This window comes from Scopulibacillus cellulosilyticus, from assembly GCF_042665295.1.
Lineage (GTDB): Bacteria > Bacillota > Bacilli > Bacillales > Sporolactobacillaceae > Scopulibacillus_A > Scopulibacillus_A cellulosilyticus.
Window position 1 is genome coordinate 1 of sequence record NZ_JBHTCO010000045.1, and the last position, 16,431, is coordinate 16,431.

A 16,431-nucleotide genomic window follows, 5' to 3' on the forward strand; every position below is an offset into this window, starting at 1 on the left:
AGAGATCTGTTTGCTTCCCGCGCTCGACTTGCATGTATTAGGCACGCCGCCAGCGTTCGTCCTGAGCCAGGATCAAACTCTCAATAAAGTTTGGATGCGAACATCCTTATTAAAGCTGTTAAACAGCAATACTTTTAATCGTTATGATCCTTAGCTTTTATTGAAAAGTTGCCCTTTCAATCACGCTTGGCTTTTGTTTAGTTTTCAAGGTACAATCTCTTAACTCTTTAAGTTCGCCGTTCGGCAGCGACCTTTTTATTATATCAAGTTGAGAACATCTTGTCAACAACTTTTTTTGCTGTGCTTTTTTCTTTCAAAAGCGACGCTATTAATATTAACATCGTAGTTTCATAATGTCAACATCTTTTTATGTCAATTTCGTGAAGAACAATATGAAATCGACAAGATTTATAATATCACTTGTTACAAACTTCGTCAACACTTTTTATATGAATAAATAGTTGCGTCCATCCCATTATCTGAAACTCTTTTGAGTTTATCATAGTTCAAATCGCTTTATCTTATTTAGAAATTTGATGATAATGTTCTGTAAGGTTAAATTTTCCTTTAATAAATTCATTTGATCAAAGGTGTCTTATTTTGTCATAATAGTGATGTTGGTAAAATTTAAGTACGATGCTTTCATTATTTAACTGCGTACTGCTTTTAATGAAAAGAGTGAAGGGAGATATGATATGAAAATAAAGACAGCCAAATTACCCGGCATTGGCTATAAAATATCTATGATAACCGCCGAAGACAGTATGTTGGTTCTTATTGTCCACCATAACGGCAAACGCGATCTGTATATGTTCGAAGATGCCGATAATGATGAACCTGATTTCTATATTAATTTAACAGCGGATGAAACCCGGGAAATTGGGGCTCAATTACTTGGTGCTATTTATCAGCCCGTTGATGTTGATAAAGCCAAGATGTTTAGAAAACAAATTCAAATTGAATGGATTGAACTGTCTAAAGAGTCCCAGCTTGTCGGCAAAACAATTGGAGATTCAGAAATTCGCCCGCTTACAGGTGCAACTGTTATAGGAATTGTAAAAGGAGAAGATCTCATCGCAACACCAGACATCGATGTTGTTTTGCAAGCAGGCGATGTCATTATCGCAATTGGAAAACAAGAACAAATCGAAGAACTGGCGCTGTTATGCGGTGAAGGGGAACATCATTAATGCATGATACTCCATTTTACCTCGTATCAGGAATCATTATTCTTCTCCTTTTCCTTTTTGGCTTTATAGGGAGAAAAATTCATATACCAGGGGTTATTCTTTATATTGTTTTAGGGATTATCCTGGGTGGATTCATTTCCGACAACGCTATTCTTGAAATCGCAAGTAAAATCGGAATCATTCTTATGTTCTTCCTCCTTGGTTTGGAATTTCCAATAAGCAAACTTGGGGAAACAGCTAAAAAAGTTTGGTCAAGCGGATTATTAGATATCGCTTTGAATTTTGGTATCCCTTTTCTCATTTGTTCCTTATTCGGACTTAACTTTTTAATATCGTTTCTCATTAGCGGTGCAGTATATGCAACAAGCTCATCTATTACCGCGAAGTTGCTGGAGAGCACCAAAAGAATGGCAAACGTTGAAGGTGAGTATATTCTCGGACTCCTTATATTTGAAGATTTAGTTTCCCCTATTTTAGTAGCAATTCTGATCGGTTTAACGTCCGGTCAAAAAGTGACAGCCGGAGAGCTTGGGCTGCTTGTTTTAAAAATAGCCGTTTTGGCGCTTGTTGCTATCCTAATTGGCAGATTTGTTTTCAGTAAACTAAGTAATTTTATTGAGCGTATTAATGATGAAGATATTTTTATATTGTTTACGGTGGGTATTGCTGTCGCCTACGGCGGTTTAGCCGTATATCTTGGTTTATCAGAAGTTCTCGGCGCTTTTCTTGCCGGGATGATGCTGGCAGAAACAAATGAAATTCAAGAAATTGAAATAACAACCATTCCAGTCAGGGATTTGCTTCTCCCGCTGTTCTTCCTTTCATTCGGTTCAACTATTGATTTAAGCCACGGTGTACCAATGATCGGTCTATTGATTGTTATGGTTATCTGGAGCCTGATCGCCAAAATACTTGTCGGTGTTATCGGGGGCAGATTATATGGACTTTCAAAACGTGTCTCGTTGAGGGCAGGTCTTTCAATAACATCACGAGGGGAGTTCTCCGTTGTTATCGCAAGCCTTGCGACAGGTACAACAAAAGTATTTTCAGGCATATATATTTTGATTGCCGCTGTGATTGGCATTGTCCTCTTTATATTCGCACCAAAAATCACACGAAAGATTTACGGCAGTCCAAAAAAACCGAAGAAAAACATCAAAGTTCCAGGGGTCTAACTCAGCAAGTGCCGAAACGGCACTTGCTTTTGTTTTTATACATAAATGATACTGAAACCACAAATGATAAGGATAAGGATAATTATAGGTAAGGAGTAGATAAAATGCCGAAGCAAACAAACAGCCGTGAAAAAATCGAAGCGCTTGAAGATAGAATTGAAAACACTGAACAAGCCATTCAAGACAGTCAGCAAGTATTAGAATCAGCACCAGATGCTGAACAGCGCGGTGCTATTGAAGCAAAAAACAAACGGAGAATGGAAGCAATTAATACGGCCAAACAAAGAATTGAGGATGAATGAAGGAATCCTGCATTGCTTTAATAAGCGATGCAGGATTTTTAGTCTCAATTTTAATAAGACCCAAGTCTTATTCCAAAATGCACCTCTGGTGCGTTTTGGAAAATATTTATTTTCCGTAAACTGTAGATAACAAAGGAAGGAGGGAAAAACATGAGCTTAAATTTTAAAAGTCTTGTCGGGATTATTTTACTTTTAATAGGCGCTGTTGCTTTCTTAGGGATGCTTGGCATCCATATCGGCGGATTAATCCCCTTCGCACTTTCGGTCATTCTTATCTATTACGGAGGAAAAAAATTAAAAACTTCATCAACAGGCGGTCAAAAAGCTATTGGTGTTACGGCATTGATTATCGGCATTTTAATGTTTGTCGGTCTTCTGCCGTTACTCGTTACACTAGCAATCTCAGCCGTACTTATCTATTTCGGCTGGAAACTTATTAAAGACACCAAAGAACCCGCTCCAACGTTATCTGGAGAAACGGTTAATAACTATAAAAATGTTAAATTTGAAAGCAGTTTTGATACTGAATGGAAAGATTTTTTAAAACGGCACAAAGATAATTAATAAAGAGGAGGCATTCTTATGGTATTAAAAAGAATAAAAAATATGATCACTGCAACTATTAATGAAGGTTTGGATAAAATGGAAAACCCGCAGGTCATGCTTAAGCAATATTTGCGGGATATGGATGGGGAAATTGCTAAGGCAAAACATACAATAATCAAACAGCAAGCGATTGAAAAAAGCTTTTACATGAAAAAAGAAGAAGCGGAAAAATTAGCAAACAAGCGTAAAGAACAAGCACAACTTGCATTTGATGCCGGTGAAGAGGATTTGGCCCGTAAAGCTCTTCAAGAAATGAAACATTTCGAGGCAAAAGCAGAAAAATATTGCGAGCTATACGAAAAAGCAGGCGAACAAGTTAAAGATCTTAAGATACAACTAAGCCAACTTGAGGAAAAATTTCAAGATCTGAAAGATAAAAAGAATGCCTTAATTGCCCGGGCTAATGCTGCAAAGGCAAAGGAACACATTCACACTTCTATCAACCGGATTGATTCAGAAAGCACATATAAAGAATTTAAGCGTCTTGAAGAACGTATTAATGAAATGGAAATCAAAGCTGACACCTATGCCAGTGCCAGTTTTATAAGTGATGCTAATCAGTGGAGAAAATTTGAATATGCTGATGAAGCCGAAAAAGAACTTGAAAAAATGCGCCAAGCCAAACTTGGCTAACGCCAAATGAATGATCAGCATCTTAAATTAAGGTGGGTGCCAATAAGGCGCCCTATCTTAATAGTTGTTTTATAATAAAGTGAAACTTCCATCAGTGGGGGTTTTGTTCATCCCCACTGATGGTTAGTTGAACTTATCGGGGTGTTAGCGTCCGTTAACTCCCGCCTAAACTTTAATGATGATTTACTTAAGTTATGAGGCGGGAGTCTTACGGACGGTTGCACCGGGATAAAGTGAGACTTCATTATAAGGGGCGATCCGATGAAAAAAATGATCGGTATTCTGTTTATCTTTTTCGGTGTTTTAATACTTCTTGGCTTATTTGTAAACAGTAACATCGGCAACCGCTTTACATCATCTAATCAGCATGAATCCGCTGATTTATCAGGAATAAAAACAATAGATGTAGACTCATCAAGCGCGTATGTTCATGTCATCCCTTCTAAAAGAAATGATTTGGAAGCTGCATTAAATGGACACAAATTCCGTATGACTGTTAACCATGAGGGTGACACAATTAAGGTAGACATTAAACACAAATGGTTGAACTTTTTGCCATTCTGGAAACCTTCGACTTTGAACATATATATTCCAGAAGATTACAATAAAAATATGGACCTTTCAACCGGCTCAGGAAATGTAAAATTCAACGGTGAAACAATGAATTTAAATAGATTAAAGTTAAATGTTCATTCTGGAAATATCGTTCTTAAAAATTTGCATATCAGCCATTTATATAACAATACATTATCCGGCAATTTTAATGGTGATCACTTAATAACAAAAACAACATCATTGGATATAAAATCAGGTAATATCAATTTATCCAGCTTTACAGGCGAATTAAATGGTAAAGTATTATCAGGGCATTTGAGTGCTCAATTTGATCAATTAAATGATCCGATTCATTTGGATGTTAAATCAGGTGACGCAACACTGAAGTTTCCTAAGAACGCCGATTTCACTCTTAACGCGCACACCATCAGCGGCAAAGTTAATTGCGATATACCGCTTCAAAAAGCTAAAGTGAATGACGATAACATTGTTAACGGTTCTTACGGTACTGGAAAATATCCAGTAAAACTTAATGTCACCAGCGGAAAGATTAATATATACTAACAGTTTCAAATGTCTTATAAAGGAGGCGAACCTCATTGAAGCAGTTAATCGGATACGGTGCAGTCCTTATCGGTATTATCATACTTTTAGGGATTATTGGTCTCGACCTCCTTGTTGGCCCTTTAATCTTTGCAGCAGCCGGTATTTATTTTCTTAAAAAAAGGCATCGATGGATTGCGTATATTTGTTTTACTTTCGCGGTAATCGTGCTGTTTGAGTCTGTTTTGCATATTCATATTGCCGGTATTTTAATTGCATTGCTGTTTATTTACATTGGTTATCGATTGTTTAACAACGGCAAAAAAACTGCGAAAAGCAAAAAGACATCGGTTAATAAAAAAGATAACGTTGACGATTGGATCAATGAGGAAATTGACCATTTAGAAAAAGAAAGATATCAAACGGGACAACAAAAAGGAACTGAACAAGATGACGAACCCGTTATTATCGAAAAAACACCCGAATTCCGCGGTTCACTAATCGGTGATTTACGCCTGATTAACCATAGATATGAATTAAAAGACATGAATTTGTCTTATGGTATCGGCGATAACAAAATCGATTTATCGAAGGCAATCATTCATGAGGGTGAAAACACGATTGTTATCAGCGGACTGATTGGCGATGTCGATATTTATATTCCATACGATTTGGATGTATCAATAGCAGCATCGGTCACTATCGGAAATCTCGAGGTATTAGGATACAAAATGGGCGGTTTAAACCGGCAAATTAATCTTGAAACAAAGGGATACAAGAACGCCACCAGAAAAGTGAAAATATCCATCTCTAATTTTATCGGTGATATTGATGTGAGGTATTTATGAGAAAAAGGAGATTAACAAACATACAGTGGCGGATGACACAGTTTACCCTTTGGATTTGCCTGTTTACAGCACTTGCTTTACTTGCGATATTTTTCTTCTATTATAAATTGGATTTTCGTGTTTTATTAACCGCCGGATGGTTCCATATCCCTTTTATATTGCTGATATTAATTTTTGCCATTGTCCTCGGCATATTAACCGGTTTTATTTACGGTAATATGTTGAAAAAGAGACTGGAACTTTTGGTTGAGTCCATTTTAAAGTATGAACGCGGCAACTATGCCCACCGGGTCCCCTATCTTGGCGATGATGAAATCGGGCTGATGGCCGATCACTTAAATCAAATGGCAGATACTATTGAAAAACAGGTTGCCTCCCTGCAAAAGTTGTCAACAGAAAAAGCCGAGTGGAACGACCAATTAAAAAAATCGGTGATTTCCGAGGAACGTCAACGCCTTGCCAGAGAATTGCACGACGCTGTCAGCCAACAGCTTTTTGCTATTTCTATGATGGCTTCAGCTATTCAAGAAAATCTTGACCCTGCCAATCAGAAGCTAAAACAACAAATGGCCATGGTAGAAAAGATGGCCGGAAACGCTCAAAATGAAATGCGTGCCCTTCTTATGCATTTAAGGCCTGCCACACTTGAAGGAAAAGGGCTTAAAGAAGGGCTTGAGGAACTATTCGTGGAATTTAAAGCAAAGCAGCCTGTCGATATCCGCTGGGATATTAAAGAAATTCCCAGTCTGCCCAAAGGTATCGAGGACCATCTTTTTCGTATCGTTCAAGAAGCGATGTCTAATGTTTTTCGCCATTCACAAGCCACATCAGTCGCTGTTCGTCTTGGCGTCATGAATCGGCAGCTTCTCCTTAGAATTTTAGATAACGGCATTGGTTTTGATATGGACAAACCAAAAACATCTTCTTACGGTCTTGAGTCCATAAAAGAACGGGCTAACGAAATCGGCGGCGTCGCTGAAATCATTTCTTTCCCCGGCAAAGGTGTACAAATTGAAGTCAAGGTTCCAATTATTGATATAGAAAGGGAGCGAGAACAGTGATACGCGTATTGCTCGTAGATGATCATGAAATGGTGCGAATTGGACTATCCGCCTATCTTGAATCGCAGAAAGATATTGAAATTGTCGGGGAAGCCTCTGACGGCGAAAAAGGCATTCGCCTGGCTATTGAGAAAAAGCCGGATGTCATATTGATGGATTTGGTCATGGACGGGGTTGACGGCGTTGAAGCCACGAGGGAAATATGCAAAGCACTCACTGATCCAAAGATCATTATTCTAACCAGCTTCATTGATGATGATAAAGTGTACCCGGTTATTGAAGCCGGGGCATTAAGTTACTTATTGAAAACATCGAAAGCAAGTGAAATCGCTGACGCTATCCGGGCTGCAATGAAAGGAGAATCAGTCCTTGAAGCCAAGGTAACCGGCAAGGTTCTGTCAAAAATGCGTCATTCCGAACAGCCTAAACCCCACGAATCATTAACCTCCAGGGAATTTGAAATTCTTAGATTGATCGCTGACGGGAAGAGCAACCAAGAAATTGCCGATGAATTATTTATTGCCGTCAAAACTGTCAAAACCCATATTACAAATATCCTCTCAAAACTCGGCGTCGACGATCGAACTCAAGCCGCAATCTATGCTCACCGCAATAAGCTGGTTCGTTGACTTATCCACAGCCGGGGGTCAGACCCCCGGCTGTGGATAAGTAAAAAGCAGTTTAAAAAGTTAGAATTTGTGTAATAGTATATTAACATCTAATTTTAACTTGGGGGAATGGAAATGAAGCCGGTAATTCGTGAATATGATAACGAGCAAATTTTAATGAATGATATTAAAGATTTGAAAGGATCAGGTGTATATAGAAAAGACATCTACTTGCTATCCAGTGACAACAGCCGTACGAAACGCCTGGCAAAGCAAGCAGATGTCAATACCATTGGCTTGGAGGAACTTGGTTTTAACGGTACTTTAGGAAACTTGCTGAATGATAAAAATAACGAACTTATTAAAAAGATGATAGAAGTCGGCCTTTCAAAAGAAGAAACAAAAACGTATAAAGAAAAATTAAATCAAGGTAAAGTACTGTTAATTATAAACGACCATAAAGAGGTAAGAAATCTGCATCCGTAATACCGTAACTATGCACATAATTTGTACATAGGGGTCCTTCCCCTATGTTATAGTCTTTAGAATTAAGCTAATACTTATTTCTGCCTTATCTGGGGTCAGACCCTGATCTGTGGAAAGCTATGCGCCTTTAAGTTTAAAATCCACTACAATCTTTCCTATTGCATCTTTTCGCATGTTTGTGACAGCAGGTTCCTCGTATGATTTAAGATCATCCGGCCAAGATTTATTTTGATCAGCAAAACCAATATCTTTAAGTACTTTTAATCCTATGGCACTTGTTGCCCTTGCGTTACCATCCTCTACTTTTATCGCTATTCCAAGACCTTGGTCAACAAGGCCAATACATAAAACCCCTTCTGCGCCGCCTTTTGCAATAAGTTTCCCACCAAAAATCCGCATCACATCGGTATCAAAACGTTCCTTGCCGCCGATCATTTCTGGGTGTTTCATCATTGAATCACGTATTGTCTTTAATGGTAATTGATATTGTTCCTCAACATGGTGGGGTTGAGCAACTTTAGCATATCCAAATGCAACATTATAAAGCGGAATGCGATGAACTGGAACCCCGCAGCCATCTACCCCTAGTTCAATCCCCTCTTTAGCAACCTTGCACACTTCGGCAATCACCTTTAGTATCCGTTGCTGAACAGGATGCTCTATATCACGGTATGTAATTGGATCCTCCCCCATATGAACTGCTGTCGCCAACATGCCTGAGTGCTTGCCGGAACAATTGCTGAAAACTGGAGTTAATTCTTTCCCATCCCGAATCAAAGCCTTATAAATTTCCTGGTCACGCGGCGGATGTGTACCGCATTGAAGCGCATCTTCCCCTAAATTAATTTTATCTAATATATGTAATACAGTATGTCGATGAATGTCTTCACCACTATGAGAAGCACAACTGATTGCTACTTCTTTAGGTTGATAATTGAAAGCCTTCGCTGCACCTGTTTGAATAAGCGGTACTGCTTGGAATGGTTTCATTGATGAACGAGCAAAGGTTGGACGCATGGGATCTCCGTAATAATGTAACAAATTCCCTTTTGTATCAACAACCGCAATATGCACCTCATGTGTACTCTCAATATAGTTTCCTCTATAAACATAGACTGGTTTTTCGTTAACTTCCATCTTTATAATCCCCCCTTATATTTTTGTTATTTCACTATAGGATGATAAAAACTTTTCACCCTTTTGAGATATTGTTGTACCCGCCCTTCCTAAGCGAACATTAATAAGTTCTAAGTCATTCAATATCTCGAGTCTCATTCGAAGCTGTTGTTCAGAAAGATGAATACCTTTGCTTTCCAATATTTTTTTTAGTGTTACCCTGCCGTACGATACTTGTTGTTTCTTACCATCTAAAAAAACTTTTAAAATCATAATGTTTTCTTCCAAGAACCCATGCTGCTCAATCTTTTCAATAATGTCTTTAATAGGTATAGGATGTTTTTCATTAGATTGTTCTCGTACGTAATGGGGCAAAGATTCAAGAGTTATAGTCTTTTCTCCTAAACATGCACAAAATGATAGAACATTATATAACTCTCTAACATTACCAGGCCAATGATAGTTTGTTAGCGCCTCCCATGCTTCAGATGAAAAGTCAAGGTGATGATAATTAAGGTTATTTATAAACTGATGTAGCAAATGATTAAAATCAGAGCTTCGCTTTCTTAATGGCGGCATCTCTATAAAGGAAGCTGTTAATCGGAAATAAAGATCTCTCCGAAAGTTACCCTTATTTACTTGTTCATACAAATCAGTCAGGCTTGTTGTTATTAAACGCGGTTTTACAAACACCGGGTTATTACTATATTTCCTGACTACTTTATTTTTTTCTAATAAGTCTAGGAGCCTGCCTTGTAATGTCATCGGCAGCTTTGTAATCTCTTTTAATAAAACTGTCCCGTTGCCTGCAGCTTCGAATACACCTGTAATGTTCTCTATACCCTTATCAACACCAAACAATTCCTCTTCCAATAATTCTGGGGATGAGGCAGTACAATTTATGGATAAAAATTTTTCATGTCCCCGATTAGACGCTTTATGAATGGCTTCAGATATCATACTTTTACCCGTTCCAGTTTCACCCTTAATATATACTGGAAGATCATTCGAAGCTATTTTTTTTGCAATAGAAACAACCTTGGACATTGCCTGGCTTTGGGCAACAACTTCATCAAAAGTAAATAATGTTTCTTCCTTTTTATTTTCCAGATCTATTGAAGCAATATGATTTCGTTCTTGGGTCATAGAAACAAGTGATTTAATATATCTTGTTGTTAATATGTCTTGGCTTTCCCTTAATTTAAAGGCATCAGCAACATCATATAATGTTTCAATTGATAAAATTCTAGGCCCAATATCTATGACATTCGGCATCTCCAATGGAACAAGATGTTTTTCGCCAGGGGTTACAACATACTTGATATGATCAGGGAATTCCATATCTGGATAATAAGGAATAAAATGATGCTCAAACATTGTTTGGTTCAAATGTTCCACCGTTTGATCTGTGTTAATTTTATTATCATTAACAACTAAGATCTCCTGCCCCTTAGGTAAATCAATTAAAAGCTTTAAATTAACAATATTAACCGCCCTTTTACCAATAATAATTCTTACATTATTCGGTAAGAAGTTTTTAACCAATTGAATAATATAATTCCCGGATAATAGAATCGTACCGCCTGAAGGAATAATATTCCTTTTTAAATTTTTAATTGTAATAGATTGTATTTCAAGACGATCACCAAAAATATCTTCCATTTGCTTGGATATTATTGAAAGATATTCTTCTTCAATAGCTAAGATAGTTAAATGACCGTCCTTTTGACTCCCTTTTTTAATCATATAAATGACAGGCAACGACATGATCCGGATAAACTTTTTTCATTATTGGAACCTCAATTTTACAGCGATTAAATGCTTTAGGGCATCTTGTATGGAACGGACAACCAGATGGCGGATTGGCAGGACTTGGAATATCACCTTTCAATACAATCCTTTCCCTCTTTAGACGGGGGTTAGGAATAGGTACTGCTGAAATTAACGCTTGAGTATATGGATGGAGCGGTTTTTCATATAATGAATCTTTATTAGCAACCTCAACCAATTTTCCTAGATACATCACACCGATTCGATGGCTAATATGTTCAATGACACTAAGGTCATGTGCAATAAACAAATATGTCAATCCAAATTCATCTTGTAAATCCTGAAGCAAATTAACAACTTGTGACTGAATAGATACATCCAATGCTGAAACCGGTTCATCCGCAACAATCAATTTTGGATTTAACGCGAGCGCTCTGGCGATACCAATTCTTTGCCTTTGCCCCCCGCTAAATTCATGAGGGTAGCGGTCTGCATATTCCGAATGAAGCCCGACCGTCTCTAGCAGCTCACTGATACGGTGAATACGTTCTTCCTTTTTAATACCATGAATCACCATTGGTTCTTGAATAATATCGCTTACTTTTAATCTTGGGTTAAGTGACGCATACGGATCTTGAAAAACCATTTGAAAATCACGTCGTTTTTTTCGTAATTGTTCTGGAGATAATTCTGTTAAATTTATACCATTAAACCAAACTTCCCCTTCAGTCGGTTGTATTAAATTCATAATCATTCGGCCTGTTGTAGACTTTCCACAGCCGCTTTCGCCAACCAAACCAAATGTTTCTCCTTCTTTTATAGAAAATGATACCCCGTCAACTGCCTTTACAAATTGTTTACTTCTAAACCATCCCTTCTTAAAGGGAAAAAACTTTTTAACATTTTTAACTTCAACTAAGGGAGCTGCTGTCATTTTTGACTCCCTCCTTTTCTGAATCTGATTGGTAAAGCCAACATCGGCACTGGCCGTCGTTCAGCTTTTTAAGTACCGGTTCTTGTTCTAGGCAAGCCTCCATTACTTGAGAACACCGCGGTGCAAATTTGCAGCCTTTAGGTAAATTGGCGGGGCTAGGAACATTACCTGGAATAGATCCTAATCGATCTCTTTTCTCATGGAGTTTTGGTGTTGATTTTAATAACCCCCTGGTATAAGGATGTTTCGGATTCTCGAAGATGGTGTAAATATCACCCTCTTCAACTACCTTACCTGCATACATGACAACAACACGGTCACACATTTCCGCAACAACACCCAGGTCATGAGTAATTAACATAATAGCGGTTTCTTTTTTGGCCTTTAGATCCTTCATGAGTTCCAAAATTTGTGCTTGAATAGTTACATCCAAAGCTGTTGTCGGTTCGTCAGCAATCAAAAGCTTTGGCTCACAAGCCATCGCCATCGCAATCATAACCCTTTGTCGCATCCCTCCGGACAGTTGATATGGATATTCATTTACAATCTCTTCAGCTCTGGGAATACCAACAAGCTTTAACATATCTATTGTTCGTTCCATTGACTTCTTCTTAGAATATTTTAAATGCCATTCAATAGCTTCTTGAATTTGCCTGCCAATTTTATGAACCGGGTTTAAAGAGGTCATCGGTTCTTGGAAAATCATAGCGATGTCATTTCCGCGAATCTTTCTCATTTCCCGTTCAGAAAGGGACAAAAGATCCTTCCCTTCAAAGGATATAGAACCGTCTACCACTTTTCCTGAAGTATGTTTTAAAAGCCTCATGATTGATAAAGACGTAACACTTTTACCACAGCCTGATTCTCCGACTATTCCAACTGTTTCACCTTTATTGATCGTTATTGTTACACCATCAACTGCAGGTACAACATTCTCATCACCAAAAAAATATGTTTTTAATTGATTAATTTCTAATAGATGCTTACTCATGGCAAAACTCCCTTTAAACGCTTATTCTTTTATTTTAGGGTCGAGTGCGTCCCGCAATCCATCACCAAGAAGGTTAAAAACAAGAACTGTAATAAATATAGCTATCCCTGGAAAAATAGCAACTTGCGGCGCGGTACTTAAGTAATCCCTTCCATCACTAAGCATAGCGCCCCATTCTGGAGATGGCGGTTGAGCACCAAGTCCTAAAAAGCTTAAACTAGCTGCTGTTAGAATGGCGTTTCCAATTCGCATCGTAAAATACACGATAATACTTGATAAAGTGCCAGGAAAAATATGTTTCCAGATTAGCCGGCGACTTTTTGCACCCATCGATCGAGTAGCTTCTACATATAACGTCGTCTTAACTGAAAGTGTTGTACTTCGAACTATCCGCGCAAATGATGGGATACTAAAAACAGAAACTGCAATGATTACATTTCCTAAGCCGGGTCCTAAAATAGCAATAATACCAATTGCTAAAATAATTCCAGGAAACGCAAACAAAATATCACAAATTCTCATAATTAAGCTATCTATCCATTTACCATAAAAACCGCTGATTAATCCAAGAATTGTACCACCTGCCGCGCCAATAAAGACTGAAATAAAGCCAACAAATAAGGAAATTCTCGTTCCAACAATAATCCGGCTGAAAATGTCGCGCCCATAAGCGTCTGTTCCCGCCCAATGTTTGGCTGAAGGTCCTTCCAGTACCGACGAATAATCAAAAGCAGTCGGTTTATATGGAGCAATAATCGGCCCAAAAATAGCCACTAAGATTAATAAAATGACAAAGACCCCTGCAACCAATGCTAATTTTTGCTTGCGAAATTTTCTCCAAAAGTCATAAAGCGGTGAGTGGACCTTGACCTTTGCCGCTGTTTTGTTAGGGTTTGCTTGGGGCGTTATTTCTATCTGGGACATCCCGCTTCCCTCCTTTATTCATAACGAATTTGCGGATTTAAGTAACCATAAATCAGGTCTACACCTAGATTGATAATGAGAAACTTTAAGGAAAATAATAACATCTCTGCCTGGATAACTGGATAATCCCTGTATGAAACAGAATCAACTAATAAACGCCCCAGTCCCGGCCAGCTAAAAACCGTTTCAACAACAACTGAGCCGCCGAGCAAAAAACCAAACTGCAGACCAGTCATTGTGACAACCGGGATCATTGCATTTTTTAAAGCATGGTTCCAGACGACTCGTCTTTCTTTTAGCCCTTTCGCTCTTCCCGTTCGAACATAATCCTCTTTTAAAATATCCATTAAGGAAGATCTGGTAAACCTGGCTATGACCGCTGCAATACCGGCGCCTAAAGTTAGAGATGGAAGAATATAGCTTTTCCAAGAATCAAGTCCACCGGTCGGCAGCCACCCTAACTGCACAGAAAAAATTTGGATTAACATTAACCCTAACCAAAATGATGGCAGAGATATCCCTGAAACTGCGGCAAACATACCTGAATAATCTTGCCACTTATTACGTTTAGTTGCTGAGATAACGCCAATCAACAGACCAAAAACCAGCGCCCATAACAAACTCCATACACTTAACCAAAAGGTCGGCATGAATCTTTGAGCTAACATCACACTAACGGGGTCTTTCGTTCTTAACGAAGTCCCTAAATTACCATGTAATAGATTAGTCATATAAGAAATATATTGTTCAGGAAGCGGTTTATCTAACCCCAGCTCTTGGCGTACAAGTTTGATGTCTGCCATTGTTGCATCCTTCCCGGCAACAAGACGTGCCGGATCACCAGGGATTAGATGAACAAATAAAAATATAATAATTGAAATAACAAATAAAATAGGAATCATGCCTATTAATCTCTTAATAAAGTAACTAAACACTCTCATCTCCGCCCTTTAAGATATGTTATGAAGCGCCATTTTCACAGCGCTTCATGACATATCATTAATTCTAATTCTTAATTTCAGCTTGATTCACATCAAGCGAGCCATCCGGAAGTAAGTAAATGCCTTTTAAGTAACTTTGCTTGGCAAACATTGTGTTAGCTGTAGCTAGAAAAGCCCATGGTGCATCTTTCCAAATATCAGCTTGTGCCTTTTTATATGCCTCACCGCGAACTTTTGGATCCGCTGTTTGCAAAGCCTGATTAATCAATTGGTCGACTTTATCATTCTTATAATAGGCTGTGTTATAAGAATTCGGCGGGAATGATTCACCGCCCAATAAAGGTCTTATACCCCAGTCCGCATCACCGGTTGACGGTGACCAGCCGCCGTAGTAGAGTTGAATGTCGGCATCTTTAGGGTTTTGTACCGACCAAATTTTATTGTCCATTGTTCCAGATTCCATTGGGGTAACCTTTACTTTAATATTCACTAAACCTAATTGCTGTTGAATAAATTGCATTGCCTTCATTGCTTGTGAATTGTTGTCTCCCCAAAGGGTTGCGGTAAATCCATCCCCGTAGCCTGCTTCTTTTAATAGTTTCTTAGCCTTTTCAGGATCATATTTATAGACATTTTGTTTTGAATAGAATTGAACTTGTGGGGCTAGAACAGAATCTAATGGTTGTCCATAACCATTCAATACTACTTTTAGAAATGCCGGTTTATTTATCGCGTAGTTGATTGCTTGCCGGACCTTCAGATTGTTGAATGGTTTCTTCATCGTATTCATTGACATATAATCAACGACAATCGATGGTTTGCTGATCATTTCAATACCATTTTTTCCATTGATTTTTTTAGCTTCTTCAGTAGGTACAGGGTAAATAAAATCAGCTTCTCCAGTTTTTAGCATATCAATTCGCGAACCATTTTCGGGAACTGGTTTAAATGTGATGCTATTAAGCTTTGGATAACCTTTTCTCCAGTAATGAGGGTTCTTTTTAACAGTGAGGTGGTCACCTTGTTTCCAGTCGACAAATTCATAAGGACCCGTTCCAACCGGATGACGCCCAATGTCTTTTCCGTATTTTTTTATTGCTTTAGGGCTCATCATCATACCTGCTGGATGAGCAAAATTATTGATCATAGCACCGAACGGCTTCTTCAAAATCACTTCAACTGTGTAATCGTTAATAACCTTTGTTTCTTTTACAAGAGAAAATAAGCTGTAACGTTTTAATTTGTTAGCCGGATTTGATACACGATCAATGTTCACCTTAACAGCCTCTGCATTAAATGGTGTGCCATCCTGAAACTTAATCCCTTTACGAAGATAAAAGGTAAATTCTTTAGCATCATCGCTAACTTTATAACTCTTTGCCAGAACAGGAATAACCTTCATGTTCTTATCAAAGCCAAGCAAGCCCTCCATCATTGTTTTTTGTGCAGAGTAGCCCTGGGTATCGTTAGTATCTTGGGGATCCATGCTAATAAAGTTGCTCTGGACCGCTATAGTAATATCCTTTCCTTTCTTCTTAACCGAAGTGCCTGACCCTTCCTTACTGCCTGAAGCTCCCTTCGAACCGCAACCGGCCAAAACCAAACTCAAAATAATCAGAATACTAAAGATGATGAATAACCGCCTTTTCATATTTCTCCTCCCTTATTTTAAAAGACGTCATTCAAAACGGCTGAAAAATTGTCTATGTAAAAGCCCATTATTGCACTATTCCAACCTATTTCAACCT

The 16,431-nt window shown here is 38.3% G+C and carries 17 protein-coding genes and 1 rRNA gene; 10 read left to right on the forward strand and 8 right to left on the reverse strand.

Annotated features, from left to right (window positions below; all coding sequences use genetic code 11):
* Positions 1-88: ribosomal RNA gene (locus tag ACFQRG_RS21130) — 16S ribosomal RNA — on the reverse strand; the annotation flags it as partial.
* Positions 89-695: 607 nt separating this feature from the next.
* Here ACFQRG_RS21130 and ACFQRG_RS21135 point away from each other — a divergent pair.
* The 10 genes from ACFQRG_RS21135 to ACFQRG_RS21180 all read left to right on the forward strand — a co-directional run bounded on the left by ACFQRG_RS21135 (position 696) and on the right by ACFQRG_RS21180 (position 8,007).
* Complete coding sequence (locus tag ACFQRG_RS21135; RefSeq protein WP_380969964.1) at positions 696-1,190, forward strand: cation:proton antiporter regulatory subunit; 495 nt, start codon at positions 696-698, stop codon at positions 1,188-1,190.
* A complete protein-coding gene (locus ACFQRG_RS21140; RefSeq protein ID WP_380969967.1) occupies positions 1,190-2,365 on the forward strand; it encodes a cation:proton antiporter in 1,176 nt (391 codons plus the stop codon). The genes ACFQRG_RS21135 and ACFQRG_RS21140 overlap by 1 nt, the downstream gene beginning before the upstream one ends.
* A gap of 104 nt (positions 2,366-2,469) precedes the next feature.
* Positions 2,470-2,667, forward strand: a complete 198-nt coding sequence (locus ACFQRG_RS21145; RefSeq protein ID WP_380969970.1) for a hypothetical protein — start codon at positions 2,470-2,472, stop codon at positions 2,665-2,667.
* Between the two features lie 150 nt (positions 2,668-2,817).
* Positions 2,818-3,231, forward strand: coding sequence for a LiaF transmembrane domain-containing protein (locus ACFQRG_RS21150; protein WP_380969973.1), 414 nt, complete (start codon positions 2,818-2,820; stop codon positions 3,229-3,231).
* An 18-nt stretch (positions 3,232-3,249) separates the two neighbouring features.
* Positions 3,250-3,906: a PspA/IM30 family protein gene (locus tag ACFQRG_RS21155; protein ID WP_380969975.1), complete on the forward strand. Its 657-nt coding sequence runs from the start codon at positions 3,250-3,252 to the stop codon at positions 3,904-3,906.
* Positions 3,907-4,167: 261 nt separating this feature from the next.
* Complete coding sequence (gene liaG / locus ACFQRG_RS21160) at positions 4,168-5,025, forward strand: LiaG family protein (protein ID WP_380969977.1); 858 nt, start codon at positions 4,168-4,170, stop codon at positions 5,023-5,025.
* A gap of 35 nt (positions 5,026-5,060) precedes the next feature.
* The gene (gene liaF, locus ACFQRG_RS21165) at positions 5,061-5,852 is read left to right on the forward strand and encodes a cell wall-active antibiotics response protein LiaF (protein ID WP_380969979.1); all 792 of its coding nucleotides are present in this window, start codon (positions 5,061-5,063) and stop codon (positions 5,850-5,852) included.
* On the forward strand, positions 5,849-6,913 hold the full coding sequence (locus ACFQRG_RS21170) for a sensor histidine kinase (RefSeq protein ID WP_380969981.1): 1,065 nt from the start codon (positions 5,849-5,851) through the stop codon (positions 6,911-6,913). The genes liaF and ACFQRG_RS21170 overlap by 4 nt, the downstream gene beginning before the upstream one ends.
* Positions 6,910-7,542 (forward strand): response regulator, encoded by a 633-nt coding sequence (locus ACFQRG_RS21175; protein WP_380969983.1) that lies wholly within the window; start codon positions 6,910-6,912, stop codon positions 7,540-7,542. The genes ACFQRG_RS21170 and ACFQRG_RS21175 overlap by 4 nt, the downstream gene beginning before the upstream one ends.
* A gap of 114 nt (positions 7,543-7,656) precedes the next feature.
* Positions 7,657-8,007 (forward strand): YflT domain-containing protein, encoded by a 351-nt coding sequence (locus ACFQRG_RS21180; RefSeq protein ID WP_380969986.1) that lies wholly within the window; start codon positions 7,657-7,659, stop codon positions 8,005-8,007.
* 117 nt (positions 8,008-8,124) lie between these two features.
* Here the strand turns inward: ACFQRG_RS21180 and ACFQRG_RS21185 are convergent, their stop codons facing one another.
* The 7 genes from ACFQRG_RS21185 to ACFQRG_RS21215 form a co-directional block, all read right to left on the reverse strand.
* Positions 8,125-9,144 carry an asparaginase gene (locus tag ACFQRG_RS21185; protein ID WP_380969989.1) on the reverse strand — a complete coding sequence of 340 codons (1,020 nt, stop codon included), beginning with the start codon at positions 9,142-9,144 and terminating at the stop codon, positions 8,125-8,127.
* Positions 9,145-9,159: 15 nt separating this feature from the next.
* On the reverse strand, positions 9,160-10,884 hold the full coding sequence (locus tag ACFQRG_RS21190; protein WP_380969991.1) for a sigma 54-interacting transcriptional regulator: 1,725 nt from the start codon (positions 10,882-10,884) through the stop codon (positions 9,160-9,162).
* Positions 10,862-11,827: an ABC transporter ATP-binding protein gene (locus ACFQRG_RS21195; protein ID WP_380969994.1), complete on the reverse strand. Its 966-nt coding sequence runs from the start codon at positions 11,825-11,827 to the stop codon at positions 10,862-10,864. The genes ACFQRG_RS21190 and ACFQRG_RS21195 overlap by 23 nt, the downstream gene beginning before the upstream one ends.
* Complete coding sequence (locus ACFQRG_RS21200; RefSeq protein WP_380969997.1) at positions 11,805-12,818, reverse strand: ABC transporter ATP-binding protein; 1,014 nt, start codon at positions 12,816-12,818, stop codon at positions 11,805-11,807. Before ACFQRG_RS21200 ends, ACFQRG_RS21195 begins: the two co-directional genes overlap by 23 nt.
* A 21-nt stretch (positions 12,819-12,839) precedes the next feature.
* Positions 12,840-13,742: a nickel transporter permease gene (nikC, locus tag ACFQRG_RS21205; RefSeq protein ID WP_380970000.1), complete on the reverse strand. Its 903-nt coding sequence runs from the start codon at positions 13,740-13,742 to the stop codon at positions 12,840-12,842.
* A 14-nt stretch (positions 13,743-13,756) separates the two neighbouring features.
* Positions 13,757-14,677, reverse strand: coding sequence for a glutathione ABC transporter permease GsiC (gsiC, locus tag ACFQRG_RS21210; protein WP_380970002.1), 921 nt, complete (start codon positions 14,675-14,677; stop codon positions 13,757-13,759).
* 70 nt (positions 14,678-14,747) lie between these two features.
* Positions 14,748-16,334 (reverse strand): glutathione ABC transporter substrate-binding protein, encoded by a 1,587-nt coding sequence (locus tag ACFQRG_RS21215; protein ID WP_380970005.1) that lies wholly within the window; start codon positions 16,332-16,334, stop codon positions 14,748-14,750.
* Between the last annotated feature and the right edge of the window lie 97 nt (positions 16,335-16,431).

Bases quoted from the DNA above. Each gene is read 5' to 3' on its own strand.
- liaG (WP_380969977.1), top strand. From the start codon at position 4,168: ATGAAAAAAATGATCGGTATTCTGTTTATCTTTTTCGGTGTTTTAATA.
- ACFQRG_RS21135 (WP_380969964.1), top strand. From the start codon at position 696: ATGAAAATAAAGACAGCCAAATTACCCGGCATTGGCTATAAAATATCT.
- ACFQRG_RS21155 (WP_380969975.1), top strand. From the start codon at position 3,250: ATGGTATTAAAAAGAATAAAAAATATGATCACTGCAACTATTAATGAA.
- ACFQRG_RS21150 (WP_380969973.1), top strand. From the start codon at position 2,818: ATGAGCTTAAATTTTAAAAGTCTTGTCGGGATTATTTTACTTTTAATA.
- ACFQRG_RS21170 (WP_380969981.1), top strand. From the start codon at position 5,849: ATGAGAAAAAGGAGATTAACAAACATACAGTGGCGGATGACACAGTTT.
- ACFQRG_RS21180 (WP_380969986.1), top strand. From the start codon at position 7,657: ATGAAGCCGGTAATTCGTGAATATGATAACGAGCAAATTTTAATGAAT.
- ACFQRG_RS21200 (WP_380969997.1), bottom strand. From the start codon at position 12,818: ATGAGTAAGCATCTATTAGAAATTAATCAATTAAAAACATATTTTTTT.
- ACFQRG_RS21140 (WP_380969967.1), top strand. From the start codon at position 1,190: ATGCATGATACTCCATTTTACCTCGTATCAGGAATCATTATTCTTCTC.
- nikC (WP_380970000.1), bottom strand. From the start codon at position 13,742: ATGTCCCAGATAGAAATAACGCCCCAAGCAAACCCTAACAAAACAGCG.
- ACFQRG_RS21215 (WP_380970005.1), bottom strand. From the start codon at position 16,334: ATGAAAAGGCGGTTATTCATCATCTTTAGTATTCTGATTATTTTGAGT.
- ACFQRG_RS21195 (WP_380969994.1), bottom strand. From the start codon at position 11,827: ATGACAGCAGCTCCCTTAGTTGAAGTTAAAAATGTTAAAAAGTTTTTT.
- ACFQRG_RS21145 (WP_380969970.1), top strand. From the start codon at position 2,470: ATGCCGAAGCAAACAAACAGCCGTGAAAAAATCGAAGCGCTTGAAGAT.
- ACFQRG_RS21185 (WP_380969989.1), bottom strand. From the start codon at position 9,144: ATGGAAGTTAACGAAAAACCAGTCTATGTTTATAGAGGAAACTATATT.